At 50.7% G+C, this 22,370-nt stretch carries 23 protein-coding genes; 6 read left to right on the top strand and 17 right to left on the bottom strand.

Going from position 1 to position 22,370, the window contains the following annotated elements; translation table 11 throughout:
• Positions 1-120: 120 nt before the first annotated feature.
• From BLW68_RS15405 to ompR, 3 genes are all read right to left on the bottom strand, one after another.
• Positions 121-390 (bottom strand): hypothetical protein, encoded by a 270-nt coding sequence (locus BLW68_RS15405; protein WP_092795316.1) that lies wholly within the window; start codon positions 388-390, stop codon positions 121-123.
• 526 nt (positions 391-916) lie between these two features.
• A complete protein-coding gene (envZ, locus tag BLW68_RS15395) occupies positions 917-2,221 on the bottom strand; it encodes a two-component system sensor histidine kinase EnvZ (RefSeq protein ID WP_092795310.1) in 1,305 nt (434 codons plus the stop codon).
• On the bottom strand, positions 2,222-2,947 hold the full coding sequence (gene ompR, locus BLW68_RS15390; RefSeq protein ID WP_092795307.1) for an osmolarity response regulator transcription factor OmpR: 726 nt from the start codon (positions 2,945-2,947) through the stop codon (positions 2,222-2,224). It abuts the gene before it with no gap.
• A gap of 178 nt (positions 2,948-3,125) precedes the next feature.
• On the opposite strand from ompR, the gene greB reads away from it, so the two are divergent.
• Both greB and BLW68_RS15380 read left to right on the top strand, forming a co-directional pair.
• Positions 3,126-3,596, top strand: coding sequence for a transcription elongation factor GreB (gene greB / locus BLW68_RS15385; RefSeq protein ID WP_092795305.1), 471 nt, complete (start codon positions 3,126-3,128; stop codon positions 3,594-3,596).
• A 125-nt stretch (positions 3,597-3,721) separates the two neighbouring features.
• Positions 3,722-6,040: a Tex family protein gene (locus tag BLW68_RS15380; RefSeq protein WP_092795301.1), complete on the top strand. Its 2,319-nt coding sequence runs from the start codon at positions 3,722-3,724 to the stop codon at positions 6,038-6,040.
• Positions 6,041-6,073: 33 nt separating this feature from the next.
• On the opposite strand, the gene BLW68_RS15375 is transcribed toward BLW68_RS15380, so the two are convergent.
• The 3 genes from BLW68_RS15375 to bioH form a co-directional block, all read right to left on the bottom strand.
• Positions 6,074-6,958 carry a putative metalloprotease CJM1_0395 family protein gene (locus tag BLW68_RS15375; protein WP_092795298.1) on the bottom strand — a complete coding sequence of 295 codons (885 nt, stop codon included), beginning with the start codon at positions 6,956-6,958 and terminating at the stop codon, positions 6,074-6,076.
• A gap of 5 nt (positions 6,959-6,963) precedes the next feature.
• Positions 6,964-7,269 (bottom strand): excinuclease ATPase subunit, encoded by a 306-nt coding sequence (locus BLW68_RS15370; protein WP_092795295.1) that lies wholly within the window; start codon positions 7,267-7,269, stop codon positions 6,964-6,966.
• Between the two features lie 102 nt (positions 7,270-7,371).
• On the bottom strand, positions 7,372-8,124 hold the full coding sequence (gene bioH / locus BLW68_RS15365) for a pimeloyl-ACP methyl ester esterase BioH (RefSeq protein ID WP_245728359.1): 753 nt from the start codon (positions 8,122-8,124) through the stop codon (positions 7,372-7,374).
• Positions 8,125-8,170: 46 nt separating this feature from the next.
• Here bioH and BLW68_RS15360 point away from each other — a divergent pair, with 46 nt between their 5' ends.
• Positions 8,171-8,884, top strand: coding sequence for a ComF family protein (locus BLW68_RS15360; RefSeq protein WP_245728358.1), 714 nt, complete (start codon positions 8,171-8,173; stop codon positions 8,882-8,884).
• On the opposite strand, the gene BLW68_RS15355 is transcribed toward BLW68_RS15360, so the two are convergent.
• Positions 8,881-11,421: a M14 metallopeptidase family protein gene (locus BLW68_RS15355; protein ID WP_092795287.1), complete on the bottom strand. Its 2,541-nt coding sequence runs from the start codon at positions 11,419-11,421 to the stop codon at positions 8,881-8,883. The two genes, BLW68_RS15360 and BLW68_RS15355, sit on opposite strands and share 4 nt — an antisense overlap.
• A 125-nt stretch (positions 11,422-11,546) precedes the next feature.
• On the opposite strand from BLW68_RS15355, the gene nfuA reads away from it, so the two are divergent.
• The gene (gene nfuA, locus BLW68_RS15350) at positions 11,547-12,125 is read left to right on the top strand and encodes a Fe-S biogenesis protein NfuA (protein ID WP_092795285.1); all 579 of its coding nucleotides are present in this window, start codon (positions 11,547-11,549) and stop codon (positions 12,123-12,125) included.
• An 89-nt stretch (positions 12,126-12,214) separates the two neighbouring features.
• A complete protein-coding gene (locus BLW68_RS15345; RefSeq protein ID WP_092795282.1) occupies positions 12,215-13,228 on the top strand; it encodes a polysaccharide deacetylase family protein in 1,014 nt (337 codons plus the stop codon).
• Here BLW68_RS15345 and BLW68_RS15340 read toward each other — a convergent pair.
• Genes BLW68_RS15340 through BLW68_RS15320 form a run of 5 tightly spaced genes read right to left on the bottom strand, consistent with a single transcriptional unit; the run spans position 13,221 to position 17,012 of the window.
• Positions 13,221-13,862 carry an SCO family protein gene (locus BLW68_RS15340; protein ID WP_092795280.1) on the bottom strand — a complete coding sequence of 214 codons (642 nt, stop codon included), beginning with the start codon at positions 13,860-13,862 and terminating at the stop codon, positions 13,221-13,223. The two genes, BLW68_RS15345 and BLW68_RS15340, sit on opposite strands and share 8 nt — an antisense overlap.
• On the bottom strand, positions 13,852-14,763 hold the full coding sequence (gene cyoE, locus BLW68_RS15335) for a heme o synthase (RefSeq protein ID WP_092795278.1): 912 nt from the start codon (positions 14,761-14,763) through the stop codon (positions 13,852-13,854). The genes BLW68_RS15340 and cyoE overlap by 11 nt, the downstream gene beginning before the upstream one ends.
• Positions 14,760-15,761, bottom strand: coding sequence for a COX15/CtaA family protein (locus BLW68_RS15330; RefSeq protein ID WP_092795276.1), 1,002 nt, complete (start codon positions 15,759-15,761; stop codon positions 14,760-14,762). The genes cyoE and BLW68_RS15330 overlap by 4 nt, the downstream gene beginning before the upstream one ends.
• Before the next feature lie 14 nt (positions 15,762-15,775).
• Entirely contained in the window at positions 15,776-16,288 is a 513-nt protein-coding gene (locus BLW68_RS15325; protein WP_092795274.1) for a hypothetical protein, read from the bottom strand.
• Positions 16,281-17,012, bottom strand: a complete 732-nt coding sequence (locus BLW68_RS15320; RefSeq protein ID WP_092795273.1) for an SURF1 family protein — start codon at positions 17,010-17,012, stop codon at positions 16,281-16,283. Before BLW68_RS15320 ends, BLW68_RS15325 begins: the two co-directional genes overlap by 8 nt.
• A gap of 26 nt (positions 17,013-17,038) precedes the next feature.
• On the opposite strand from BLW68_RS15320, the gene BLW68_RS15315 reads away from it, so the two are divergent.
• Positions 17,039-17,248 (top strand): DUF2909 domain-containing protein, encoded by a 210-nt coding sequence (locus BLW68_RS15315; protein WP_092795271.1) that lies wholly within the window; start codon positions 17,039-17,041, stop codon positions 17,246-17,248.
• Positions 17,249-17,250: 2 nt separating this feature from the next.
• Here BLW68_RS15315 and BLW68_RS15310 read toward each other — a convergent pair whose 3' ends face one another.
• The 5 genes from BLW68_RS15310 to lexA all read right to left on the bottom strand — a co-directional run bounded on the left by BLW68_RS15310 (position 17,251) and on the right by lexA (position 22,355).
• The gene (locus BLW68_RS15310; RefSeq protein WP_092795268.1) at positions 17,251-18,129 is read right to left on the bottom strand and encodes a cytochrome c oxidase subunit 3; all 879 of its coding nucleotides are present in this window, start codon (positions 18,127-18,129) and stop codon (positions 17,251-17,253) included.
• Between the two features lies 1 nt (position 18,130).
• Entirely contained in the window at positions 18,131-18,691 is a 561-nt protein-coding gene (locus tag BLW68_RS15305; protein ID WP_092795266.1) for a cytochrome c oxidase assembly protein, read from the bottom strand.
• 9 nt (positions 18,692-18,700) lie between these two features.
• Entirely contained in the window at positions 18,701-20,284 is a 1,584-nt protein-coding gene (gene ctaD / locus BLW68_RS15300; RefSeq protein ID WP_092795264.1) for a cytochrome c oxidase subunit I, read from the bottom strand.
• A gap of 3 nt (positions 20,285-20,287) precedes the next feature.
• Positions 20,288-21,430, bottom strand: a complete 1,143-nt coding sequence (coxB, locus tag BLW68_RS15295; RefSeq protein ID WP_331161693.1) for a cytochrome c oxidase subunit II — start codon at positions 21,428-21,430, stop codon at positions 20,288-20,290.
• A gap of 307 nt (positions 21,431-21,737) precedes the next feature.
• On the bottom strand, positions 21,738-22,355 hold the full coding sequence (lexA, locus tag BLW68_RS15290; RefSeq protein ID WP_092795260.1) for a transcriptional repressor LexA: 618 nt from the start codon (positions 22,353-22,355) through the stop codon (positions 21,738-21,740).
• Positions 22,356-22,370 lie beyond the last annotated feature (15 nt).

The raw sequence follows: 22,370 nt of genomic DNA, 5'->3' as shown, positions 1-22,370 counted from the left end.
CTTGCGCCACTGTGCTGTTGTAAATATAACCTGTTTGGCAATCGCTCTCGAGTAATTGGGGTCACGAGTAATTGGGGTCCACGAGTAATTGGGGTCCGAGTAATTGGGGTCAGATCAAAATTAAACCTGCTTTCGCCACCCTTCAGGCCGGCCCCTTTGCCCCATTTGCTGCCGTCGTCCCGTTAAATCTGCTACTTCCTGCTTGAACCTGTCATTCCCCAGCGCCATACCACTTTTTACCGCACTGCGAATATCACATAACAGCGCTTCGTTAACTTCGGCTTTGAACAAATCACGATAGGCTTGTTGCCGCTCTGCCTCAGAATCTGCCAGAGCCAGATAGCACGGGTACGGCTGGCACAATACAGATTGCTTGCCAGGCGCATTCATAGCATAACTGGACCATACATATTCCGAGCGGAAAAAAGGGGGCGGAGCTAATATGCCTTCATCGGTCTACCCGGCCCCTGCCGCTCTAACCGCACACCAAGCATATGCTCTATCTCTGCCCGAAAACGCTCGCCGCCCAACGGGTAGTTATGCTTTAAGCATTGCCGTAATTCCCGCATATCCTCATCAGTAATATCGTGACTAAATAATGCTTTGTAGGCTTCTCTGCGCGTTTCAGCCTCTGTACCAAGGTTAAGGTATAATGGATGCGGTGTCAGGCTGTTTATCGTCTTACCATCACCATGATATTGAAAACTCGACCAGTGATACTCTGCTTGAAAAGCAGTAATGCTGCTAACCAAAGGCAGTAGACATAAAAAAATCCGGCTAAGCAGCCAGATTTTTTATTACTAACAACCTGAGATTGATGAAATTTCAAGCGAAACGGGTTGTTTTTATACAACCCAAGCGTGTGAATGTTATGAACGGAACACTAATTTTGCAACAACCTTTACAAATCAAAGTGCTACCTTACCGGCAAATACACCGTTACCACTAAGCCGCCGTAAGCGTGGTTGTGCAGCGTTATATCGCCATGGTGCATATCGACTATTTTCTTAATAATAGCCAGCCCCAGGCCTGAACCACCGCTGCCGCGGGCTATATCGCCCTGGGTGAAGGGTTCAAACATGGCTTTCATTTGGTTTTCCGGTATACCGGGGCCATGATCGCGAATTTGCAGGTAAATACGTTTACGGTTGCGCTCGTAGCCGGTGGTGATTTCAATATCGCCATCGCTGTAACGCAGGGCGTTTTCCAGCAGGTTATTGAGCAGGCGTTTTATGGCAATCCGCCTTAACATCACGTCGGGTAAATTATCTGCCAGCAAGGTTGCAATATGGCGTTGCTGTAAATGCTCGGCCTGCACCAGTTCACGTACCAGGGTATTAAGGTTTTCTTTCTGGCCGGGTTCTTCTTTGTGGTGGCGCAGGTAGTCGATAAACTGGTCGATAATGGCGTTCATATCTTCAATATCGTTAATAATGCCCTCCCGAATCCAGTTATCCGGCTCCTGCATCATCTCCGACGCCAACCGGATACGGGTTAGCGGAGTGCGTAAATCGTGCGATACCCCGGCCATCAGCAAGGCTCTGTCCTGCTCAAGCTGGCGAATACCGCGCGCCATATAATTAAAGGCTTTGGTTACAGCAATAATTTCGGTAGAGCCTTTATGCTCTGGCAAAGGTGGCGGAAACTCGCCGCCGCCTACCTGTAATGCCGCCTGCTGCAGGCTTTTTAGTGGCCGGTTTAACTGGCGGGCAAACAACCAGCCACCGCCGACACTTAGCACGCCTATCATCAGCAGATAAAACGTCAGTGGTGAAAAGTCGGTTTCATCCAGCCCGGTAAGCGGTACTTTTACCCAGTAATGCGGTGCCTGTGGCGGCCGCACCCAAAAAGCATAGGTTTCGCCCTGTGCTACCCGCACTTCAGCGGCACCGCCCAGTTCACGCGACATCAGATCAGAGAAATAACCGTAGTAACTGGCCTCTGCCAGGCCCTGCTGCAATGCCTGCTGCTCGGTATACACTTCAATGCCGGTGGCTTCGCGAAAACGTTCTGTCAGCTCATTGGATAAAACCGATTGCTGATGCCCGACATCAATAAAAACCACTTTAATTTGTTTGGCAATCAGGTGGTTAATTTGCTGCGTGGTGGGTTTTATCACATAAAACGCCACCGAAAGATAAGACACCAACTGATTAATCAACAGCAACAGGCCGATGAGGAAAACGGTCTGGCCAAAGGCACTGCGCGGGAAGCAGCGCATCTAACTGACGCTGCCATCCGGTACAAACACATACCCCAGGCCCCACACCGTTTGAATATAGCGCGGGTTAGCGGCGTCATCTTCTAACATGCGGCGCAGGCGCGATACCTGCACATCGATGCTGCGCTCCATAGCGGAATAGTCGCGGCCCCGCGCCTGGTTCATTAGTTTGTCACGCGATAACGGTTCACGCGGGTGGCTTACCAGCACTTTAAGTACGGCATATTCGCCACTGGTGAGTGGTAATAGTTGATCGCCTTTGCGCATTTCGCGCGTGGCCAGATTAAATTTAAACGGGCCAAACTCCACCATGCCCTCGGCCTGGCTGGGGGCACCCGGCAGCTCTTTACTTTTGCGCCGCATTACCGCGCGGATACGCGCCAACAGCTCGCGCGGGTTAAACGGCTTGGGCAGGTAGTCATCAGCGCCCATTTCCAGGCCGATAATACGATCAACCTCATCGCCTTTGGCAGTGAGCATAATAATCGGAATTTCGTTCTCCTGCTGGCGCAGCCGGCGGCAGATAGATAAGCCGTCTTCACCGGGCAGCATTAAGTCCAGCACCACCAGATGAAAGTTCTCCCGTTCCATCAAGCGTTGCATCTGCTCATAATTTGCTACGCTGCGTACTATATAACCCTGCTCAACCAGATAACGTTCCAGCAAGGCACGTAAACGCATATCATCGTCAACTACCAGAATTTTTGGGGTTTCTGAACTGGCCATAGTGAAGCCTCCACAATATTTGCTTCACTATAAACGAAAAAACCGCCACGGCGAAAAACCTTGGCGCTTCTTTATGTTACAAAGTTTGTCTGTATAACGCTCTGTGGCTGGCTATAGCTGAGTAACAGCAAAAACTGCTACCATTCCCGGCCTGCTTTTACCGAACGACACCAACACCATGCGCACCGATTTAATAACCCGTGAAGGTTTTGAAGCCTTACAACATGAGCTGAACTATTTATGGCGGGAAAAACGCCCCGACGTAACCGCCAAAGTAGCCTGGGCTGCCAGCCTGGGTGATCGCAGTGAAAACGCTGATTATCAGTACAATAAAAAACTGCTGCGCGAAACGGATCGCCGCATTCGTTTTTTACGCAAACGGCTGGAAGTGCTGCGTGTGGTAGATTACTCGCCGCAGCAAGACGGCAAGGTATTTTTTGGTGCCTGGGTTGAGATTGAAAACGAACGGGGCGAACAGCTGAATTTTCGTATTGTCGGGCCGGATGAAATATACGGCCGCAAAGATTACATTTCTATTGATTCCCCCATGGCGCGGGCACTGCTGAAAAAAAGCGTAGACGATGACGCCTTGGTACCTACCCCTACAGGCAATAAACTGTGGTTTATTACCCAAATACGCTACAGCTGATAGCGGCAAAACAGCGCCGGATTGGATTTTTTGCCGCACAAAGTGGACAATCGGCATATATTGCCGTGTTTTTAGTTTGATGTTTTTCACCTTAACGGTGCTTTTTAATCAGGAATTCTGTGTTTATGTCTATGATTGTTAAACAAATTGCAGCAGAAATTGCCGCCCGCCCAGAGCAAGTTTCCGCGACTATCGCGTTATTGGAAGAAGGCGCCACAGTGCCTTTTATTGCCCGTTACCGCAAAGAAGTGACCGGTGGTTTGGACGATACGCAATTGCGGCATCTGGAACAGCGTTTAACTTACCTGCGCGAGCTGGAAGAGCGCCGCCAGGTGATCTTAAAAACCATAGACGAACAAGGCAAATTAACCGCTGAGTTAAAACAAGACATACTGGCTGCCGACAACAAAACCCGGCTGGAAGATTTATATCTGCCGTATAAAGCTAAACGCCGCACCAAGGGCCAGATCGCGATTGAAGCCGGCATATTGCCGCTGGCCGATGCACTGCAGGCCAATCCGAAGTTAAATCCGGAAACAGAAGCGGCTGCGTTTATCAATGCCGAGGCCGGTTTTGCCGATGTAAAAGCCGTACTTGATGGTGCCAAGTATATTCTGATGGAGCGCTTTGCCGAAGATGCGAACCTGCTGGCCCGCTTGCGCCAGCATCTGGCACAACACGCGGTACTAAAAAGCACCCTGGTTGCCGGTAAAGAGCAGGAAGGCGCTAAATTCCGCGATTACTTTGCGCATACAGAAAGCTGGAAAAGCACGCCGTCGCACCGTGCGCTGGCCATGTTCCGCGGCCGTAACGAAGGTGTGCTGCAACTGCAGTTAGTGCCCGACGCCAATGAAGAAACTGCCCACAGCCTGTGCGAACAAATGGTGGCCAGTCACTTTAACATTAAAGACGAAGGCCGCGCCGCAGATGCGTTTTTACGCACAGCCGTGCAATGGACCTGGAAAGTAAAGCTGCACCTGCATTTAGAAAATGATCTGCTAAGCGAACTGCGCGAAAAGGCCGAAGAAGAAGCCATTAAAGTATTTGCCCGCAACCTGAAAGACCTGCTAATGGCAGCACCGGCCGGTATGCGCAACACACTGGCGCTGGACCCCGGCCTGCGCACCGGCGTTAAAGTAACCGCCATTGACGAAACCGGTAAATTGCTTAGCCAAACCACTATATTTCCGCATGCGCCACAAAATATGTGGGATAAATCGGTGCGCACTCTGGTAGCACTGTGTCAGCAACATAAAATAGAACTGATTGCCATAGGTAACGGCACCGCATCGCGCGAAACCGACAAGTTGGCCGCCGATGTATTAAAAGCTCTGCCGGCACAAAAACTGCAAAAAATCATGGTGTCAGAAGCCGGCGCGTCAATATATTCCGCCTCTGAGCTGGCGGCGCTGGAGTTTCCGGATCTGGATGTATCGCTGCGTGGCGCCGTATCTATCGGCCGCCGCTTGCAGGACCCGTTAGCCGAACTGGTAAAAATTGAACCCAAAGCCATTGGTGTTGGCCAGTATCAGCACGACGTAAACCAAAGCCTGCTGACTAAATCACTCGACGGCGTAGTAGAAGACTGCGTAAACGCGGTCGGCGTTGATTTAAACACCGCTTCGGTTCCCCTGCTGGCCCGTGTGGCGGGGTTAAATAAAACTCTGGCACAAAATATTGTTGTTTACCGCGACACGAACGGCCGTTTTAACGAGCGTAAAGAGCTGTTAAAAGTGCCACGGTTGGGGCCCAAAGCTTATGAGCAGGCAGCAGGCTTTTTACGCATTAACAACGGCAAAAACCCGCTGGATGCATCATCGGTGCACCCCGAGGCTTACCCGCTGGTAGAAAAAATTATCAGCGCTCATCAGAAATCGGTTGAGCAGATTATCGGTAACAGCAGTTTCTTAAAAAGCATTGATGCCAAAACCTTTGCCGACGAGCATTTTGGTGTGCCAACGATTACCGATATTTTAAAAGAGCTGGACAAACCCGGCCGCGATCCGCGGCCGGAATTTAAAACTGCCAGCTTTAAAGACGGTGTAGAAACGTTAAAAGACCTCAAAGACGGCATGCTGCTCGAAGGTGTGGTAACTAACGTGACTAACTTTGGCGCCTTTGTTGATATTGGTGTGCATCAGGATGGCTTGGTACATATCTCGTCGCTGACCGATAAATTTGTCAGTGATCCGCATCAGGTGGTAAAAGCCGGTGATGTGGTAAAAGTAAAAGTGCTGGAAGTCGATATTGAACGCAAACGCATTGCTCTGACGATGCGGATGGACGAACAACCGGCGCCGAAAAATGCGGACAGAGCGACTGATAAAACCGCACCACGGCAGCAAAGTAACAGACCGGCAGCGCCACGCCAGGCCAAGCCGGCCGACAACAATGCCGCTATGGGCAATGCGTTTGCTGAAGCCTTTGCCAAACTGAAGAAGTAGTTAAAATAACGGGAATGGTGTGTGCTATACCCGCTAAACCTGTTGCAGTGATTGCTTAATTTGCGGCTCTGTTGCCGTTTGATAAAACCCGGCAATAACACTGCGGCGCAGTTGCATTTGTGCTGAGCTGGCCAGCGTATCGCGCTGCGGGTACACCACGGCGCTGCCGCCGTTGTTATCTGACACACTGTAGCTGATATCGGTTTGCGCGACCTGTTCGGCAAAGCCGGTACTGGCTGCGGTTTGTTCTGTCTCGTTGCTTTGCCCTGCGGCTGAATTTTGTTTAACCAGTTCGGCCTGTGCCTGAATTTGGCGCTGAGCCGCTTCTGCCGCAATACGTCGGTCTGCTGCCGAAGGCTCTGCCGGCGCCATGGCTGCGGCGCGTACCTGCTGCATTTTCTGCACTGTCGCTTGCGGGTCACCGGGTATCGGCGAAATGTCTATCTGTACTTCGCCGCCGACAGCATATTGCTTGCCATCAGGGCCTAGCTCGTACGAGTAGCTTGGCGCCCCGGCATAGCGACCACCAACTGCCGCATGGGCCTGCTCGTGCGTTTTTACTTCCTGATCCCGAGCTTTAAGCTCCCGGATCGCTTGTTGTTCCTGCTGTTCAGCCTGTTGTTGTGGGGCGTCTTCACCTTTATCGTTTTGCTGCTGGCTGTCTGCGTTTTCACCACGGCCATCTATCGCCTGCTGGGTTTCTGTTTCTTTGCCGCTGGCATCATACAGATTAACCTGCGCCCCGCCATTGTTACCAGGCCGGGCTTTTTCATCAGTAGCCACCGGTTTTTCTGCGCCGGATTTGGCGGTTTCTTTTACCGGTTCAAATAAATCCCGCCGCACAGCATCACGCCGCGCCATCTCCGTTGGCGGATTGGCGGTGTTAATACTGACATTAGGATAATTTGATACCAGCATTTTGCTCAGACCCGGATATCGATCACAGTACCCAATACCTCGTCGGCGGTTTGAATACTTTTTACATTGGCCTGAGCGTTACGCTCTTCCTGACCTAACTGCACTAAATTACTGGTTAGCGAGCCGGGTTGTTCAGCAGTTTGCAACTGGCGCGGCTGCTCTGTGGCCGCAGCCTGTGTAACGGCCTGCTCGGTTTCATTTAGCCGGTTCGCACGGGTCTGGCGGTTAATATCAATTGTCGCATCCGTGACACCTGCACTGGCACGCTGAAACCCCTGCACACCAGAATACAACGCGGATTGAATGTCCATGGTACAACTCCTGCAACATTAGCTATAGTGGCTAATTATTAACCAAAACCAGCTAAAAAGAAAGCCAGCCCAGAGTAAAGCGGGTTAGCTGTAACACAGCATTCAGTTAAGCCACAGCCTAAGCCATTGTATAAACTCGTCCTGATGCGAGATAAAAGGCGCGTGTGATGCATGGGCTGCCACTACAAACTGGCCGTGCGGCTGCAATTGCTGTAGTAAATCAGTTACTTTTACCGGTACGAGTGAATCTAAGCGGCCAAAAAAGCCTGCTACAGGCTGGGTTAATGCAGCAAACTGCTGTCGCAGGTCAAGTTTAAGTAATTGCAGTGCACCTTCCACCGCGGTGATATCTGCCATCGGGTAAGCCATTATGGCTTGTTTCAGTACTTTAATGTCAGCGCGGGCGCTGCTGCTGCCCATCGCCTGAATGGCTAAAAAGCGCTCTATAGTCAGTGGCAGGTTTTCACTTAACGCACGGGCAAACTGCTGCATAATCGCCTCTGCCATACCGGGCCAGTTTTGCTGAGCCATAAAACAGGGCGATGCAGCAATTAAACCCAGCTGCTTTACTTTGTGCGGATAACGGTGTGCCAGCGCTATTGCCAGCAGGCCGCCTAACGACCAGCCGCAAACATAACTTTGCGCCGGGATATGCGCTGCCAGCATCTCCACCACAGCATCAAGCTGATAAGGCTGCGGATAGTTGCGGCATAAACCAAAGCCAGGTAAGTCAGGTGTGAGCAACTGTATTTTGCCGTCCAGCTGGCTTTCCAGTTGCTGCGCCACACCGTGCCAGACGCCCTGGTTTACTCCCCAGCCATGTAACAATACCAATACCGGTTTGTCTGAAGTCATTTTCTCTGCCATAGTTATAAAATTGTAAATTGAAATGGAATTTGATTTGCTAACCCAACTTCTGTCTCAGTTTGGCCGCCTGTGGCACTTGCTGCTCCCCTCGCCCTGCCTGTGGTGCAGTTTACCGGTGCACAGCTCCGGCTGCCAGCTTTGTACTTATTGTCAGCAGGCGTTACCGCAATTGCCGTATCAGCTTTGTCACTTTAATTTGTTGTGGTTACCACAGGTAGCCAGAGGCCTGAAAAAGCCTCATTTTGATGCACTGCTTAGCCTTGGCTATTATCGCCAGCCTTATCAGCACTGGTTACAGCGCTGGAAGTTTCAGCAGGATTATGGCGCCGCACAACTGCTGCAACAGCAATTTGCGGCGTTACTGACACTGTACAAAGCGCAGTGCCCGCAATTGCCGGAGGCGATAGTGTATGTACCTATGCACCCGGCCAGGCAGCGCAAGCGGGGTTTTAATCAGGCAGAACTACTGGCGCAAACAGCGGCAGCGACCCTCGGCATACCGCTGCTGCCATTATTACAGCGCCCTGAAAAACAAAAGGCTCAGGTTGGCCTTAGCCGCAAACAGCGCCAGGCTAACCTGCGCCATGCCTTTACCCTGCACCCTGAGCTTACTGTACCTGCACATCTGGCGTTGGTAGATGATGTTGTTACCACCGGCGCTACCGCCAATGAACTATGCCGCTTGCTACGCCGCCATGGCGCTAAGCAGATCAGCCTCTGGACCATAGCGGTAACGCTGGCAGACTAATTTGTCGCCGTGCTGAAACTACTACCTAGGTACAACGCATTTACCAATAAGCGGCTGGAGCCATAAAAATAACCGCGAAATACAGGGTTGTCTGACATAGCTATAACCCGGCCTTTACCTACGTTGTGTGCCAGTAAAACTGCACTCTGGCTGATGCGTGGTACATACTCTGGCGCAGTGTAACCAGCCAACTGTGGTGTGGCGCTATAAAGTGCGACATTTACAAAAGGGAATCCTGATGGTTGCAGCAGGAAGGTACTGTTTTTAAATACCGGCAAGGTGGCACGGGTAAAACCAAATGTCAGCGGATGGCTTAAATCCAGCTCGGCCTGATAAATAGCCCCGGCAATACGTTGTTTGCCTGCCAGCAACTCTTTGTCTTTGTAGCTCAGGTCGTTGTTTGGAATAAGGCTGCTCATTTCCGCGCCCTGCCATACATCGGCTTTAAGCAAACCGGTTTGTGCCAACCAGGCTGCACCGCGCTTATGGCCCCACAGTACACCGCCATTATCCAGCCAGCGCTTTAGCTGGTTTACTTCGGCGTCTTGCCAGCCGCTATAATTACCGTCCGGCAATACTATATGGCTGTAACGTGTTAAATCCAGTTGCTTTAATTGCTGTGGCTCAGCCATTGATGGCGACACGCCAGCCAGCCGTTCCAGGTTGTACCAAACCTCGCCGGCTTCAGTCGAATTAATACCCGGCCCTGCCATTAGTAATACTTTGGGTAAATTAACTACCGCAAAATTATTGCTACCCAAATCACTGCCCTGCGGCGTTAAGCCAGAATTAATGGCATACACCGGCAGCGAGAAGCGCTGCTGTACACGTTGCAAACGGTTAAACCAGTCGGCTTGCTGTTGCAAGCCTGCCGCGATCACCATGGTGCCGGCTGGCAGGCTAACTTCGCCATTGCCACTGAGTGCAGTAAAGTTTGCCATGGCAGAGCGCACTACCAGCTTTTCTGTCAGCAGGGCATGTAACAGCAAAGGCGCCTGTTGATCCTGCCAGCTAAACGCATAAGCATAGGCACCCATCGGCAGCGCCGCTGGCTCTGCCGGGCGGGTTTGCCAGGTTTCGGTCAGGCCCGATTGTGCCGGTTCACGGTTTACCGTATCAAAGCTGATGTTATAAGCGTGAGGTAAGGTCCAGGCTGATACATCATAAAAGGTGTTATCAGGAAAGTTCTTCTCTGTGCTGAACATCGCTTTAATCAGCCGGTATTGTGGTTGTTGCAGTGGCACATAATAGCTGCTGAGCGCCGGGTATTTCTCATTTTCGTCCTGCCAGTCGCGGCTTAACTGATACACCTCAACATGATGGCGCTGCAATATATCCAGCAAAGCGGCCAACCGTGTTTGATCAGCACTTTCGGTCAACATATAACCTTTCACTTTACTGTTTTTTGCTTGTTGCTGCGCAGATTTATAAAACTCCTGCTGATAAGACAATAGCTCGCGGCGGTTATCTACCGCGCCACGGATAGTTGATAAAGAGGTAGTCAGCTGGTTTTGAATAGTGGCACTGAAACTCAGCGGGCCATTAATACTGTCCTGCAAATGGCCACGGCTACTGGCTTGCTCAAATAAAATGCCAACGCTGCCTTGAATATCAGGATAGGTAGAGCCTTTGCCAACATAAAAATCATCAAAACTTTCTTCGGTGTAATACAGCTGCCCCGCCTGATCTAAAGCCGCAGCATGATATTTTGCCAGCGCACTGGTCAGTTCAAAGTTACGCTTAGGCGTTAGCGGATAATTTCGGCTGGGAATGCCCGGCTGAAAGAAGTAACTGCTGTTGGTGCCCATTTCATGGTAGTCACCCACCACGTTGGGTAGCCATTGCTGGTACTGGGCGATGCGTGCGCGGCTTTCCGGGTGCTGCAATAGTAACCAGTCACGGTTTAAATCAAACCAGTAATGGTTGGGCCGGCCGTTTGGCCACGGCTCGTTATGCTCGCGATGCTGTGGATCTGCTACCGGCGCCGCACCTTTGTGCATATTGGCCCATAGCGCAAAGCGGTCATGGCCATCAGGGTTTAACGTGGGTTGCAGCAGAATAACGGCATTATTCAGCCAGTTGCGCACCTCATCATTGTCAGCAGCAGCCAGATACTGTGCCAGCAAAACAGCTGCATTTGCACCACTGGGTTCATTACCATGCACGCTGTAGCCCAGCCAGATAATCACCGGAGCATCGCTGCGAAGTTCTTCGCCACGGCGTGCGGCAGCAATATGTTGCTGGCGGATTTGATCCAGCCGCTGCAAATTTTGCTCAGATGATATGATCATCTGCAGCAAAGGCCGCTGTTCATGAGTGTAGCCAATCACTTCCAGCTGGGCCCGGCCAGACGCGGCAGCCAATTGTTCAAAGTAACGCTGGATCTGGTCATGGCGCGCATGCCATTCGCCAACCTGAAACCCCAGCACCTGTTGTGGTGTTGGCAGGCTTGAATCTGTCACCGCTGGCACATATGTAGTAGCTGCGGCACTGCAAAAACTGAGCAGAAAAGCGCTCAGGGTAATGTAATATTTCATAAATGATATCCTTTTGGCTGCGGCTAAGTTAGCCAGATCAGGCGGCAAAACTCAAGCGGGGCTGGCTTCAAAGAAACAGGAGGAGTATCATAGCCATTAACCTAGTAATTTAGTCAGGTACTATTATGATCACGATTTCAGAACAGGCACAGCTGCATTTTGCCAAGCTGCTGTCAAAACAACCGGCAGGCACAAATATCAGGGTGTTTGTAGTTAACCCAGGCACCGCGCAAGCGGAGTGTGGCGTATCTTACTGCCCGCCAGACGCAGTAGAAGACACCGACTTAACCCTGAATTTTAACGGTTTCAATGCGGTAGTAGACGCTGAAAGCCAGCCGTTCTTAGTGGACGCCGACATTGATTTTGTTACCGATCAGATGGGCTCGCAGCTGACATTAAAAGCGCCAAACGCCAAAGTACGCAAGGTGAGTGACGACGCCTCGTTAATGGAACGGGTGCAGTACGTTATCGACAGTGAAATTAACCCGCAACTGGCTAACCACGGTGGCAGAGTCAGCGTAATGGAGCTGACCAAAGATGGCGTAGCCATTTTGCAGTTCGGTGGCGGTTGTAATGGCTGTTCACAAGTTGATTTAACGCTCAAAGAAGGTATCGAGAAAGAGCTACTAAACCGCTTTAGTGGTGAGCTGAACGGCGTGCGTGACATCACCGAGCACCAACGTGGCGAACACTCTTACTACTGATCCAAGCTGCTTACCTGACTAAAGCTGCGTTTAACGCCCGCTTGTGCTATAAAACGGCTTCGTTTTGTTGCCATGCGGGTGCCCTGCTTATGAAAAACCTTCTATGTTTTGTTGCATTACTGCTTAGCCTGACATTGCCTGCACAGGCCGCCGTGATGCTGATTTACCACCATGTTGCCAGCGATACTCCGCGTGTAAGCAGTGTTACCGCCGATGAATTGCGTGGCCATTTACAGCACTTCAAAGACAATAACTTTCAGGTTATCGGCCTTGACGTACTTATCGCCCAGCTGCGAAAAGGCGAGCCGGTGGCGCCTAACAGCGTGGTAATTACCTTTGACGACAGCTACGAAAACAACTTCACCACGGCGCACCCTATCCTGCAGGAATTTGGCTATCCGTACACTATTTTTATCAGCCCCGGCAGCATAGACAAAGGTGATGGCCCTTTGCTGAACTGGCAGCAGGTAAAACAAATGTCGGACGACGGGGTACTGGTGGCAAACCATGCTATGCGGCATGAACATATGGCCAGACCTGAAGCCGGTGAAAGCCAGTCGCAGTGGCGTGAACGGATGAAACAAAGCATTCTGGCAGCAGAAGATAAAATTGAGCAGGTAACCGGCCAGCGCCATCAATGGCTGGCGTATCCTTATGGCGAATACAGCCGTGAACTGGAACAGTTAGTCACCGAATTGGGTTTTATTGGTATTGGTCAGCAATCCGGCGCTATTGGCAACCATACCGTATTAACCCGCATTCCGCGTTATCCGGCAGCCGGCCAGTATGCTGATTTAAAAGATTTAGCACAAAAACTGCGCACACTGGCGTTTAATATTACCAACTATCATGGCGTTAACCCGGTTATCAGCGCAAACCCACCGCAGCTGAAATTGTCACTGAAAACAGACGACTTTAACCGCAACCAACTGCAATGTTTTGCCGGTAGCGAAGTACTGCAACCGCAGTGGCTGGACGATAGTACTTTTACTGTTACCGCCAGCAAAGCGCTGAACCGGGGCCGCAGCCGTTATAACTGCACCGCGCCATCTCTGAGCAATAAAGGCTATTTTTACTGGTATTCCCAGCCGTGGCTTAATTAGCGTTAAGCTTGTTAAGCACTAACGGAAAATCTGCTAATAGCTGCTCGGCGTTTATAACGGGCAGCTCTCCCACCTGCATTGGCGGTTTAAACATGGCAACCAGTTGCCCCTGCGGGTTTATCAGCGCCACAGATGCACTGTGATCAACCAGATAATCGGCCTGTGTCGTGCTGCTTAGTGCGTACATCAGCCCAAGCTGGCGGACAAAAGGAAACAGCTGATCATGGCCTGCTGTCATGCCCAGCACATTGGCTTGCTCAAAATAACTGACGTAATTATTTAGCTGCTCGGTGGTGTCCCGGTTCGGGTCGACCGAAATAAACCATACTTTAAGCGGTTGCTTTACCATTGCCGCTAAATCGGGCTGCACACCGGCCAGTTTAGCCAGGGTTAACGGGCAAATATCCGGGCAGTAGGTGTAACCAACAAAGGCCAGCGTCCACTGGCCATACAAGCGCTCGCGGTTTACTGTTTCACCATGCTGGTCGGTCAGCGTAAAGTCTGCCAGGGCTCTTGGCTGCGGGTAAACCAGTGCCAGCTCTGGCTCGGCACTGGCCTGCGAAAATTGATACAACAACACACCGGCGACCATTGCCGCTACAGCAAGTGCGACATAAAGCAAATTACGAAACATAGATAGGCGATACCTTAAAGTAATGGTCCACTAATAACAGCAGAAATAATACCATCAGATGGACAATAGAAAACTTAAAGGTTGCCATGGCAGTACCGGCATCGGCATTAAATTTTAGTTTCCAGGCATATTGCATAAAACGCAGGTTTAACACGGCACTGCCTACCAGATAAATAGCGCCGCTCATACCCACCAGATAGGGCATTAAGCAAACAATAAACAACAACACCGTATAAAGACAGATCACACTTTTGGTAAATTCAATGCCATGCGTTACCGGCAACATCGGCATATTCACTTTGGCATAATCATCACGGCGGTGAATCGCCAACGCCCAGAAGTGCGGTGGTGTCCAGGCAAAAATAATCATTACCAGCAACAGCGCATGGCTGTGGATCTCGCCGGTTATGGCTGTCCAGCCCAGCAACGGTGGCATAGCGCCGGCCAAACCGCCAATAACGATATTCTGTGGTGTAGCGCGCTTTAAAAACATAGTGTACACCACGGCATAGCCAAACAAGCTGGCCAGTGTTAACCAGGCCGTTAACGCATTTACTGCCAGATACAACAGCACAAAACCAAGCAATGCCAGGCTAAACGCAAAAGCGGTCGCTTCAGCGGCACTGACACGGCCTTTAGCTACAGGCCGGCTGTATGTGCGGGCCATCTGCGCATCAATGCGTTTGTCTACCACGTGGTTTATCGCTGCTGCGGCTGCCGATAATAAGCCGATACCCAGTGTCGCAGCCAGTAAGGTGATTAAATCCGGTAAGCCGGGTACTGCCAGCATCATGCCAACCCAGGCTGTCAGTACCAGTAAGGCCACCACTTTAGGTTTGGTCAGTTCCAGATAATCGCGTGCCCGATTAATACCCGCGCGTGAACGTGTAATGGCTGTCATAAGCTCTCCTTGCCGGTAGGGTTAGTTGCACGCAATTGCATACATATTATTACCAGCAACATTAATAAATTAGCGGCCACAAAGTTATGTGCCACCGCGTTAGCCAGCGGTAAATGCAACGCAACATTAAGCACACCCAGGCTAAACTGCAGCAGCAATAACGCTGCTGCGGCTAAAGTAAGCCGCTTTAATAAGGTGCTGGTAACACGGCGCCACAGTTGCAGCAGAAAAGCCGACAGCACTACCAGCGTAATGACAGCCCCTAAGCGATGAAATACATGCACTGTCTGGCGGGCTTCAGCCGACATCACACCGTACTCGTAATCGTCATGCCCCAGATGTAAATCAAACGCTTCACTGATATTCATGCGCTGCAGCCAGCCTGCCTCGCATACCGGTAGCTCTATACAGGCCAGTGCCGCATAATTCGCTGCAGTCCAGCCACCCAACGCTATCTGTACTGTCAGCACGCCAACCGCCAGGATGGCAAAAGGTTTTAGTGATACCAGCTGAGGCTCATACACCCGGTAGTCGGGATGCAGTTTTAACCAGTACACTGCCAGCAGGCTTAGCAACGTAAAACCGCCCAGTAAGTGCCCCATTACCACCAGCGGCAGTAAATTCAGTGTTACTGTCCACATGCCGAGCGCCGCCTGAAACACCACCAGCGCCAGCAAGGCAGTGGGTATTAACCTGCTACTTTGTTTGCGCAGCAAGGCAACAAAGAATATTGCCGCAATTAACAGCCCCAGGCTACCGGCAAAATACCGGTGCACCATTTCATTCCAGGCTTTATGCGGCTCAAGTGGCCGCTCTGGAAATGCCTCCATTGCAGCCGCAATATGATGCTCCTGCTTGGGCACCTTTAAAAAACCATAACAACCGGGCCAGTCCGGGCAGCCCAGCCCGGCATCTGTCAGCCTGGTGTAAGCACCGAGTAAAATAACACCCATGGTAAGAAAAACGGCGATGGTCGCCAGCCATTGTTGTGTTTTCATACGTGGCTCCGATCTCATACGCTGGTCCGATCATAGTTAAGCAGTTTAAGTAAGTCTTGCCGGATGGCACTGGCAGTGCTTGCCAGTTCCGTTTGTACCAGCGGTACCGGATAGCTCAGCAACACCAGCCCTTGCTGATCAATAAGTAAAATGCGGTTCTGTAGCGCCTCTGGTACAGGCTGAACTGCGCTATGGCGGGTAAAAGCCGTGTAAGTTTCCGGTGGGATCTGCTCGCTGATCAGCACAGGCTGCACTTGCACCTGCTTGCGCCCCAGCCCGACATAAAGTTGCTGGATGGTAAATAATGCCTGCTGGCACTGTTTGTCGCACTCGGCTTTGGGGGCAACAGCCAGCCGCCAGTGTGCTTTGGCACTTGTTGCGGTTAACAGAAACACTTCAGTTTGCTGCCACTCGCCTTTACTGGAAACACCACTATTAAACCAGCCAAACTCCAGCACCAGTTTGGCAGCCAGCAATGGCAAAGCGCAACACAAGACAAATAACAGCAGAAATTTTTTCTTATTCATGTTTAGCTTTCCCCTGATGACTGGCAGCCAACGCTACGCCCACTACGGCAACTGCCAGTAAAAACCACTGCAGCGCATAGCCGCGGTGCTTCTCTGGTGATAGTACAACCGGCTGATAGTGCGGTGTAAAAGCACTGGCATGCTGTTGGTATAACAAAGCCGGATAAAGCTCCAGGCCGCTTTGTTGCGCCAGTTCAGCATAATCTATCTGCTGGATCCGCATCGGCCACTGGCCGTGATCTTCAGCGTTCTGGCCAAGCAATATCAGGCCATCTACCTTAGTACGCAGTAAACCGTCCAGCGCAAACTCACTGGCAATATCAAGCTGCGGCAATATGTCGCGGCTGTCAGCCCCGGCCAGCCAGCCCAGATTAACCAGCAGTGGTCTGGTCATACCTACCGCTTGCACCGGCACTATTACGTCATAACCCACTCTGCCGTTAACAATCTGGTTGTCCAGCAACCAGACATAAGGCGCCAGCCAACTGCCTTGCCCTTTTAACGGCACGCCATCAATATCAGTAACCACCAGCTGGGTTAATTGCGCCGGCGTGACGGCACCCTCTGCCTGCAATTGTGCCAAACGCGCCAGCTGCTCGGTTTTTTCAGCGGCACGGCTTAGCTGCCACCAGGACAAGTTGATTAAAATGGCAAAAGCAGTCAAAGTGAGAATGACCCACAGCGTATTAAGTGCGAAAACCTGGTTAGCCAGTTTAACGCGCATAACACCTATCCCGGAGAGTGTTACTGATGTTGCTTAAAATTATTATCATAGCGCTACTACTTTTTATTATTGCCAATCTGGTGCGTGCAGGGCTGGTGATGCTGCGACAACCTGAGCCAGAGGTAAAAATGTCGCGCTACCTTGGTCGCCGTGTCATGTTTTCTGCCCTGGTGCTGATACTGATCTTTATCGCGCAGGCGCTGGGGTTTCTGGATCAAAACCCCAGGCCTTACTAGCATCAGATCACGTAAACAAATACATAAAGGCACAACCAAACCACATCAACAAAGTGCCAATACCAGGCTGCGGCCTGGAAGGCGAAGTGTTTCTCTGGCGTAAAATGGCCTTTAAGCACGCGGAAAAACACAAACAACAGAATAATGGCCCCCAGCGTCACATGCATGCCGTGAAAGCCGGTTAATAAAAAGAACGTATTGCCGTAAAAGCCTGATGCCAGCGTTAACCCCAGATCACGGTAAGCATGAATATACTCATACACCTGTAAACCCAGGAAAGTGGCACCCAGCAATAAGGTTACCAATAACATTATTTTTAACTGGCCGCGTTTATTCTGCTCCAGCCCGGTATGGGCGAAATGCAACGTAACAGAGGAAATAACCAGAATGGCAGTGTTGATAAGCGGCAAGCCGGTAGCTGGCATAGCCTGAGTTTCAATACCACCAGGCGTTTTCACCAGCGGCCACATTGCTTCAAAGCTGGGCCACAAAACTTCAAACGTCATGGCGTTATTACTGCCACCGCTCAGCCAGTCCAGCGCTATTACCCGGCCATAGAACAAGGCTCCGAAGAACGCCATAAAAAACATGACTTCAGAGACAATAAACCAGCTCATACCCTGGCGGAATGAGCGGTCCATCTGTGCACTGTATAAACCACTCATCGATTCATCAATAACGTTTTTAAACCAGCCAAACAGCATAAAAATCAGGACGACAAAACCGGCTGCCAGCATATAGCCGCCAAAACCCGGTTGCTGTCTGGTCACTTCGTTAACATAGTTACCTGCGCCAAGGGCAATTAAAAACAGCGCCACAGCCCCGACTATCGGCCATGGGCTCTGGGCGGGAACATAATATTTTTCGTAAGTTTTACTCATGTTATTCCCCAAGTTGTGACGACGCAGCAGTGTCACCGGTCCAGGCGCTGGTTACGTCATAAAGCGTATACGACAGCGTAATGGTGGAAAACTGGCTGGGCAGTGCCGGGTCGACATAAAACTGTAACGGCATCAGCATGTTTTTACCGCCCGCCAACTGCTGCTGGGTAAAGCAAAAACACTCTATTTTGTGAAAGTACAACGCGGCCTGACCAGGTGACACTGATGGTACCGCCTGGCCAACAATCATTCGCCCCGTTGGGTTTTCAGCCAGATAATTCATAATATGAATTTCACCGGGGTGCACTGTCATGCGACGCACCTCTGGCTTAAACACCCAGGGCATTTCTTTGTTTGGCCGGGCAATAAACTCAATCACCACTTCACGGCTGGTATCAATCAGTGCCGCATCGGCACTGGCAGCCGTCGCAGCGGTTTTACCATTTAAGCCGGTCAGATCACAGAACACGTCATATAACGGCACCAGCGCAAAACCAAAACCAAACATCGCCAAAGCGGTTACAGCCAGCTTAAAGGTTAACGGTTTATGTTTTAGTGCCATAACGCGCTCCTACTTAATGACCGGTGGCGTTTCAAAGGTGTGATACGGCGCAGGTGATGGTACTTCCCATTCCAGACCTTCGGCACCTTCCCATACCTGCGCGGTAGCTTTTTCACCACCACGGGCACATTTCACCAGCACCGCCACAAAAATCAGCTGCGAGGCGCCGAACAGAAAACCACCAATACTGATAAAGGCATTAAAGTCAGCAAACTGCAGCGCGTAATCCGGAATACGCCGCGGCATACCTGCCAGGCCGACAAAGTGCATCGGGAAAAACAGCATGTTGACTGAAATCAGAGAGCACCAGAAATGCCATTGCCCCAGCTTTTCGTCATACATATGCCCGGTCCACTTGGGTAACCAGTAGTAAGCAGCAGCAATAATCGAGAACACCGCACCTGTTACCAGCACGTAGTGGAAATGCGCTACCACAAAGTAGGTATCGTGATACTGAAAATCTGCCGGAGTAATCGCCAGCATCAGGCCCGAGAAACCACCAATGGTAAAGAGCACAATAAACGCCAGTGCGAACATCATTGGCACTTCAAACGTCATAGCGCCGCGCCACATGGTGGCCACCCAGTTAAATACTTTTACCCCGGTGGGCACCGCTATCAGCATGGTGCAGTACATAAAGAACAGCGCCCCCGCTACCGGCATACCAGTGGTAAACATATGGTGCGCCCATACCAGAAATGACAGCAACGCAATACTGGAAGTGGCATACACCATAGAGGCATAGCCAAACAGCGGCTTGCGGGCAAAGGTGGGCACTATGCTCGACACTATGCCAAAGGCCGGTAAAATCATGATGTACACTTCAGGGTGGCCGAAAAACCAGAAAATATGCTGAAACAGCACCGGATCGCCGCCACCGGCAGCATCAAAGAAACTGGTACCGAAGTATTTATCTGTCAGTACCATCGTTACCACACCCGCTAACACCGGCATGACCATGATCAGCAGGAAGGCAGTAATCAGCCAGGTCCAGACAAACAACGGCATTTTCATCCAGGTCATGCCCGGTGCACGCAGGTTAAAGATGGTCACGATAACGTTAATGGCACCCATGATGGACGATATACCCATGATGTGCACTGAAAACACAAACAACGCCGTACTGTCACCGCTATAGGTGGTGGATAACGGTGCGTAGAAAGTCCAGCCGAAACTGGGGCCGCCGCCCGGCATAAACAGCGACATTAACAGAATTAAAAATGCAAACGGCAGGATCCAGAAACTCCAGTTGTTCATCCGCGGCAACGCCATATCCGGCGCCCCAATCATCATTGGTATCATCCAGTTTGCCAGCCCGGTAAAGGCCGGCATTACTGCACCAAATACCATGATCAGGCCGTGTACTGTCGTCATCTGGTTGAAAAAGTTAGGCTCTACAAACTGCATACCGGGCTGAAATAACTCAGCGCGGATCACCATTGCCATAGCGCCGCCGATAAAAAACATAATCAGCGCAAACACCAGGTACATGGTGCCGATATCTTTGTGGTTGGTGGTATATAACCAGCGCTTTATGCCGCTGGGTTTATGGTCATGATGTTCGTGCTCATGATCTGTCACTACTGCACTCATCGGTTATTCCCCTTTACCTTGCATGACGGCATGCACATCAGCAGCCTGCACCAGTTCACCGGTATTGTTACCCCAGGCATTACGCTCATAGGTAATTACGGCAGCAATTTCTTTTAAACTCAACTGCCTGGCATAAGCCTGCATGGAGGTTCCGGCTTTACCATTGAGCACGATATTGATATGGCCCGGCATATCATTCAATGCCATGGCACTGCCTTTAAGCGCCGGGAAAATACCAGGCAAACCCTCACCGCTAGGCTGATGGCAAGCTGCACAGTAGGCGGTATAAGTACGGGCACCTACGCTCATCAACTCTTCCATACTCATGTTCATTGCCAGCAGTTCTTGCTCTTCAGCTTTTGCTTTTGCAATGCGCTCGGCTTCACCATTAACCCACTGCTCATAGTCAGCCGGGCTCTTGGCAATCACCACTATTGGCATAAAACCATGATCTTTGCCGCATAGCTCAGCACACTGACCACGATAAATACCGGGCTCATCTACCCGGGTCCAGGCTTCGTTAATAAAGCCGGGGTTAGCATCTTTTTTTACCGCGAAAGCGGGTACCCACCAGGAGTGGATCACATCATCAGAGGTCATCAGAAAACGTACTTTTTTGCCGGTGGGGATCACCAGCGGCCGGTCAACTTCCAGCAGATAGTTCTCTCCTTTGGCAAACCTGTTGGTAATCTGCTCTTTAGGCGTAGCCAGCAAAGAGTAAAATTCAACATCGTTCTCAAGGTATTTGTAATGCCATTTCCACTGCGAACCGGTTACCAACACAGTGACATCGGCCTCTGTGGTATCTTCCATTGCAATAAGGGTTTTGGTAGCCGGAATGGCCATAAGGATCAGAATTAATACCGGTATAGCGGTCCAGAGTATTTCTACTTTGGTACTTTCATGGAATTGGGCTGGCTGCACTCCCCGCGCTTTTCGATGGCGAACGATAGACCAGAACATGATCCCGAACACCACTGCCCCAATTGCACAACAAATCCAGAAAATAGTCATATGCAAATCATAAACCTGCTGACTGATTTCTGTTACGCCCCTGGTCATATTCAAGGGCATATCTGTTGCATCAACTGTTGCAGCTAAAAGCAGGGTTGGCAGCGACCAACGAAGACTACGCGTTTTCGTCACTGGACTTCTCCTCTGTCATTTTGCAAAGCAAACTGCAGAAACTAAGTACACAGTACTACACGGTTCTTACCCACCCACACCGAACCCATGTATGAAGTTTCATCAGTTTATTATTGTTATTATTACCTGTGGTTTCGGGGCTAGCGCTGAAACCAAAAACTGACCCTGTTGTTATTTTTTAATCAGTTTCAGCCTAAGAATTATCCAAATCCGTCTCAGTGTAAACCCCTAAATAACAAAAGCGCCGGCAAACCTTAGTGGTCATACCAGCGCTTGTTAACAAATAACCTATTGAGGTTAGTACAAATTATAACCAACTACCATTACGAATAACGCCTACAGCCAAGCCTTCAATGGCAAAATGCTGAGCGCGTAAGTCTACTTTGATCACGTCAAAGTTTTTATTTTCCGGTTGCAGTAATACGGTGTTGCCGTCGCGCTGAAACCGTTTAACGGTCACATCTTCATCAACGCGGGCCACAATAACCTGACCAGGCTGCGCCTGACTGGTTTTATGCACGGCCAGCAAGTCGCCGTCCAGAATACCAATATCCTGCATACTCATACCCTGTACCCGTAGCAAAAAATCAGCATGAGGTTTAAACAGGTTGGCATCTACCTGGTAATAATCCTGCACATGCTCTGTTGCCAGGATCGGCTGGCCTGCTGCCACTTTACCAATTAATGGCAAACCCAGTTGCTCTGGCTCGTCGGTGTCTACCAGGCGAATACCGCGGGAGGTACCCGGCATCATTTCAATGACGCCTTTTTTTGCCAGCGCTTTTAAATGCTCTTCAGCCGCATTTGCCGATTTAAAGCCTAACTGCTGGGCGATCTCTGCCCGGGTTGGCGGCATACCGCTATCTTGCTGATAGGTTTTTATCAATTGCAGAATTTCTGCCTGTCTTGGTGTCAGAGGTCTCATAGTGCTGGTTACCTG

The sequence above is a fragment of the Rheinheimera pacifica genome (assembly GCF_900108485.1).
GTDB classification, from domain to species: domain Bacteria; phylum Pseudomonadota; class Gammaproteobacteria; order Enterobacterales; family Alteromonadaceae; genus Alishewanella; species Alishewanella pacifica.
The sequence above is the reverse complement of the archived record's forward strand: the minus strand, read 5'-3'. Positions and strand labels throughout refer to the sequence as shown.

Coding starts and splice junctions, on each gene's coding strand:
- BLW68_RS15370 (WP_092795295.1), bottom strand. CDS start 7,269: ATGGACATTCAATCCGCGTTGTATTCTGGTGTGCAGGGGTTTCAGCGT.
- ctaD (WP_092795264.1), bottom strand. CDS start 20,284: ATGAGTGCAGTAGTGACAGATCATGAGCACGAACATCATGACCATAAA.
- BLW68_RS15345 (WP_092795282.1), top strand. CDS start 12,215: ATGAAAAACCTTCTATGTTTTGTTGCATTACTGCTTAGCCTGACATTG.
- BLW68_RS15330 (WP_092795276.1), bottom strand. CDS start 15,761: ATGAAAACACAACAATGGCTGGCGACCATCGCCGTTTTTCTTACCATG.
- BLW68_RS15405 (WP_092795316.1), bottom strand. CDS start 390: ATGAATGCGCCTGGCAAGCAATCTGTATTGTGCCAGCCGTACCCGTGC.
- cyoE (WP_092795278.1), bottom strand. CDS start 14,763: ATGACAGCCATTACACGTTCACGCGCGGGTATTAATCGGGCACGCGAT.
- greB (WP_092795305.1), top strand. CDS start 3,126: ATGCGCACCGATTTAATAACCCGTGAAGGTTTTGAAGCCTTACAACAT.
- nfuA (WP_092795285.1), top strand. CDS start 11,547: ATGATCACGATTTCAGAACAGGCACAGCTGCATTTTGCCAAGCTGCTG.
- BLW68_RS15375 (WP_092795298.1), bottom strand. CDS start 6,958: ATGCTGGTATCAAATTATCCTAATGTCAGTATTAACACCGCCAATCCG.
- BLW68_RS15315 (WP_092795271.1), top strand. CDS start 17,039: ATGTTGCTTAAAATTATTATCATAGCGCTACTACTTTTTATTATTGCC.
- BLW68_RS15305 (WP_092795266.1), bottom strand. CDS start 18,691: ATGGCACTAAAACATAAACCGTTAACCTTTAAGCTGGCTGTAACCGCT.
- BLW68_RS15340 (WP_092795280.1), bottom strand. CDS start 13,862: ATGTTTCGTAATTTGCTTTATGTCGCACTTGCTGTAGCGGCAATGGTC.
- BLW68_RS15325 (WP_092795274.1), bottom strand. CDS start 16,288: ATGAATAAGAAAAAATTTCTGCTGTTATTTGTCTTGTGTTGCGCTTTG.
- BLW68_RS15320 (WP_092795273.1), bottom strand. CDS start 17,012: ATGCGCGTTAAACTGGCTAACCAGGTTTTCGCACTTAATACGCTGTGG.
- ompR (WP_092795307.1), bottom strand. CDS start 2,947: ATGGCCAGTTCAGAAACCCCAAAAATTCTGGTAGTTGACGATGATATG.
- lexA (WP_092795260.1), bottom strand. CDS start 22,355: ATGAGACCTCTGACACCAAGACAGGCAGAAATTCTGCAATTGATAAAA.
- BLW68_RS15310 (WP_092795268.1), bottom strand. CDS start 18,129: ATGAGTAAAACTTACGAAAAATATTATGTTCCCGCCCAGAGCCCATGG.
- bioH (WP_245728359.1), bottom strand. CDS start 8,124: ATGACTTCAGACAAACCGGTATTGGTATTGTTACATGGCTGGGGAGTA.
- BLW68_RS15355 (WP_092795287.1), bottom strand. CDS start 11,421: ATGAAATATTACATTACCCTGAGCGCTTTTCTGCTCAGTTTTTGCAGT.
- envZ (WP_092795310.1), bottom strand. CDS start 2,221: ATGCGCTGCTTCCCGCGCAGTGCCTTTGGCCAGACCGTTTTCCTCATC.
- BLW68_RS15380 (WP_092795301.1), top strand. CDS start 3,722: ATGTCTATGATTGTTAAACAAATTGCAGCAGAAATTGCCGCCCGCCCA.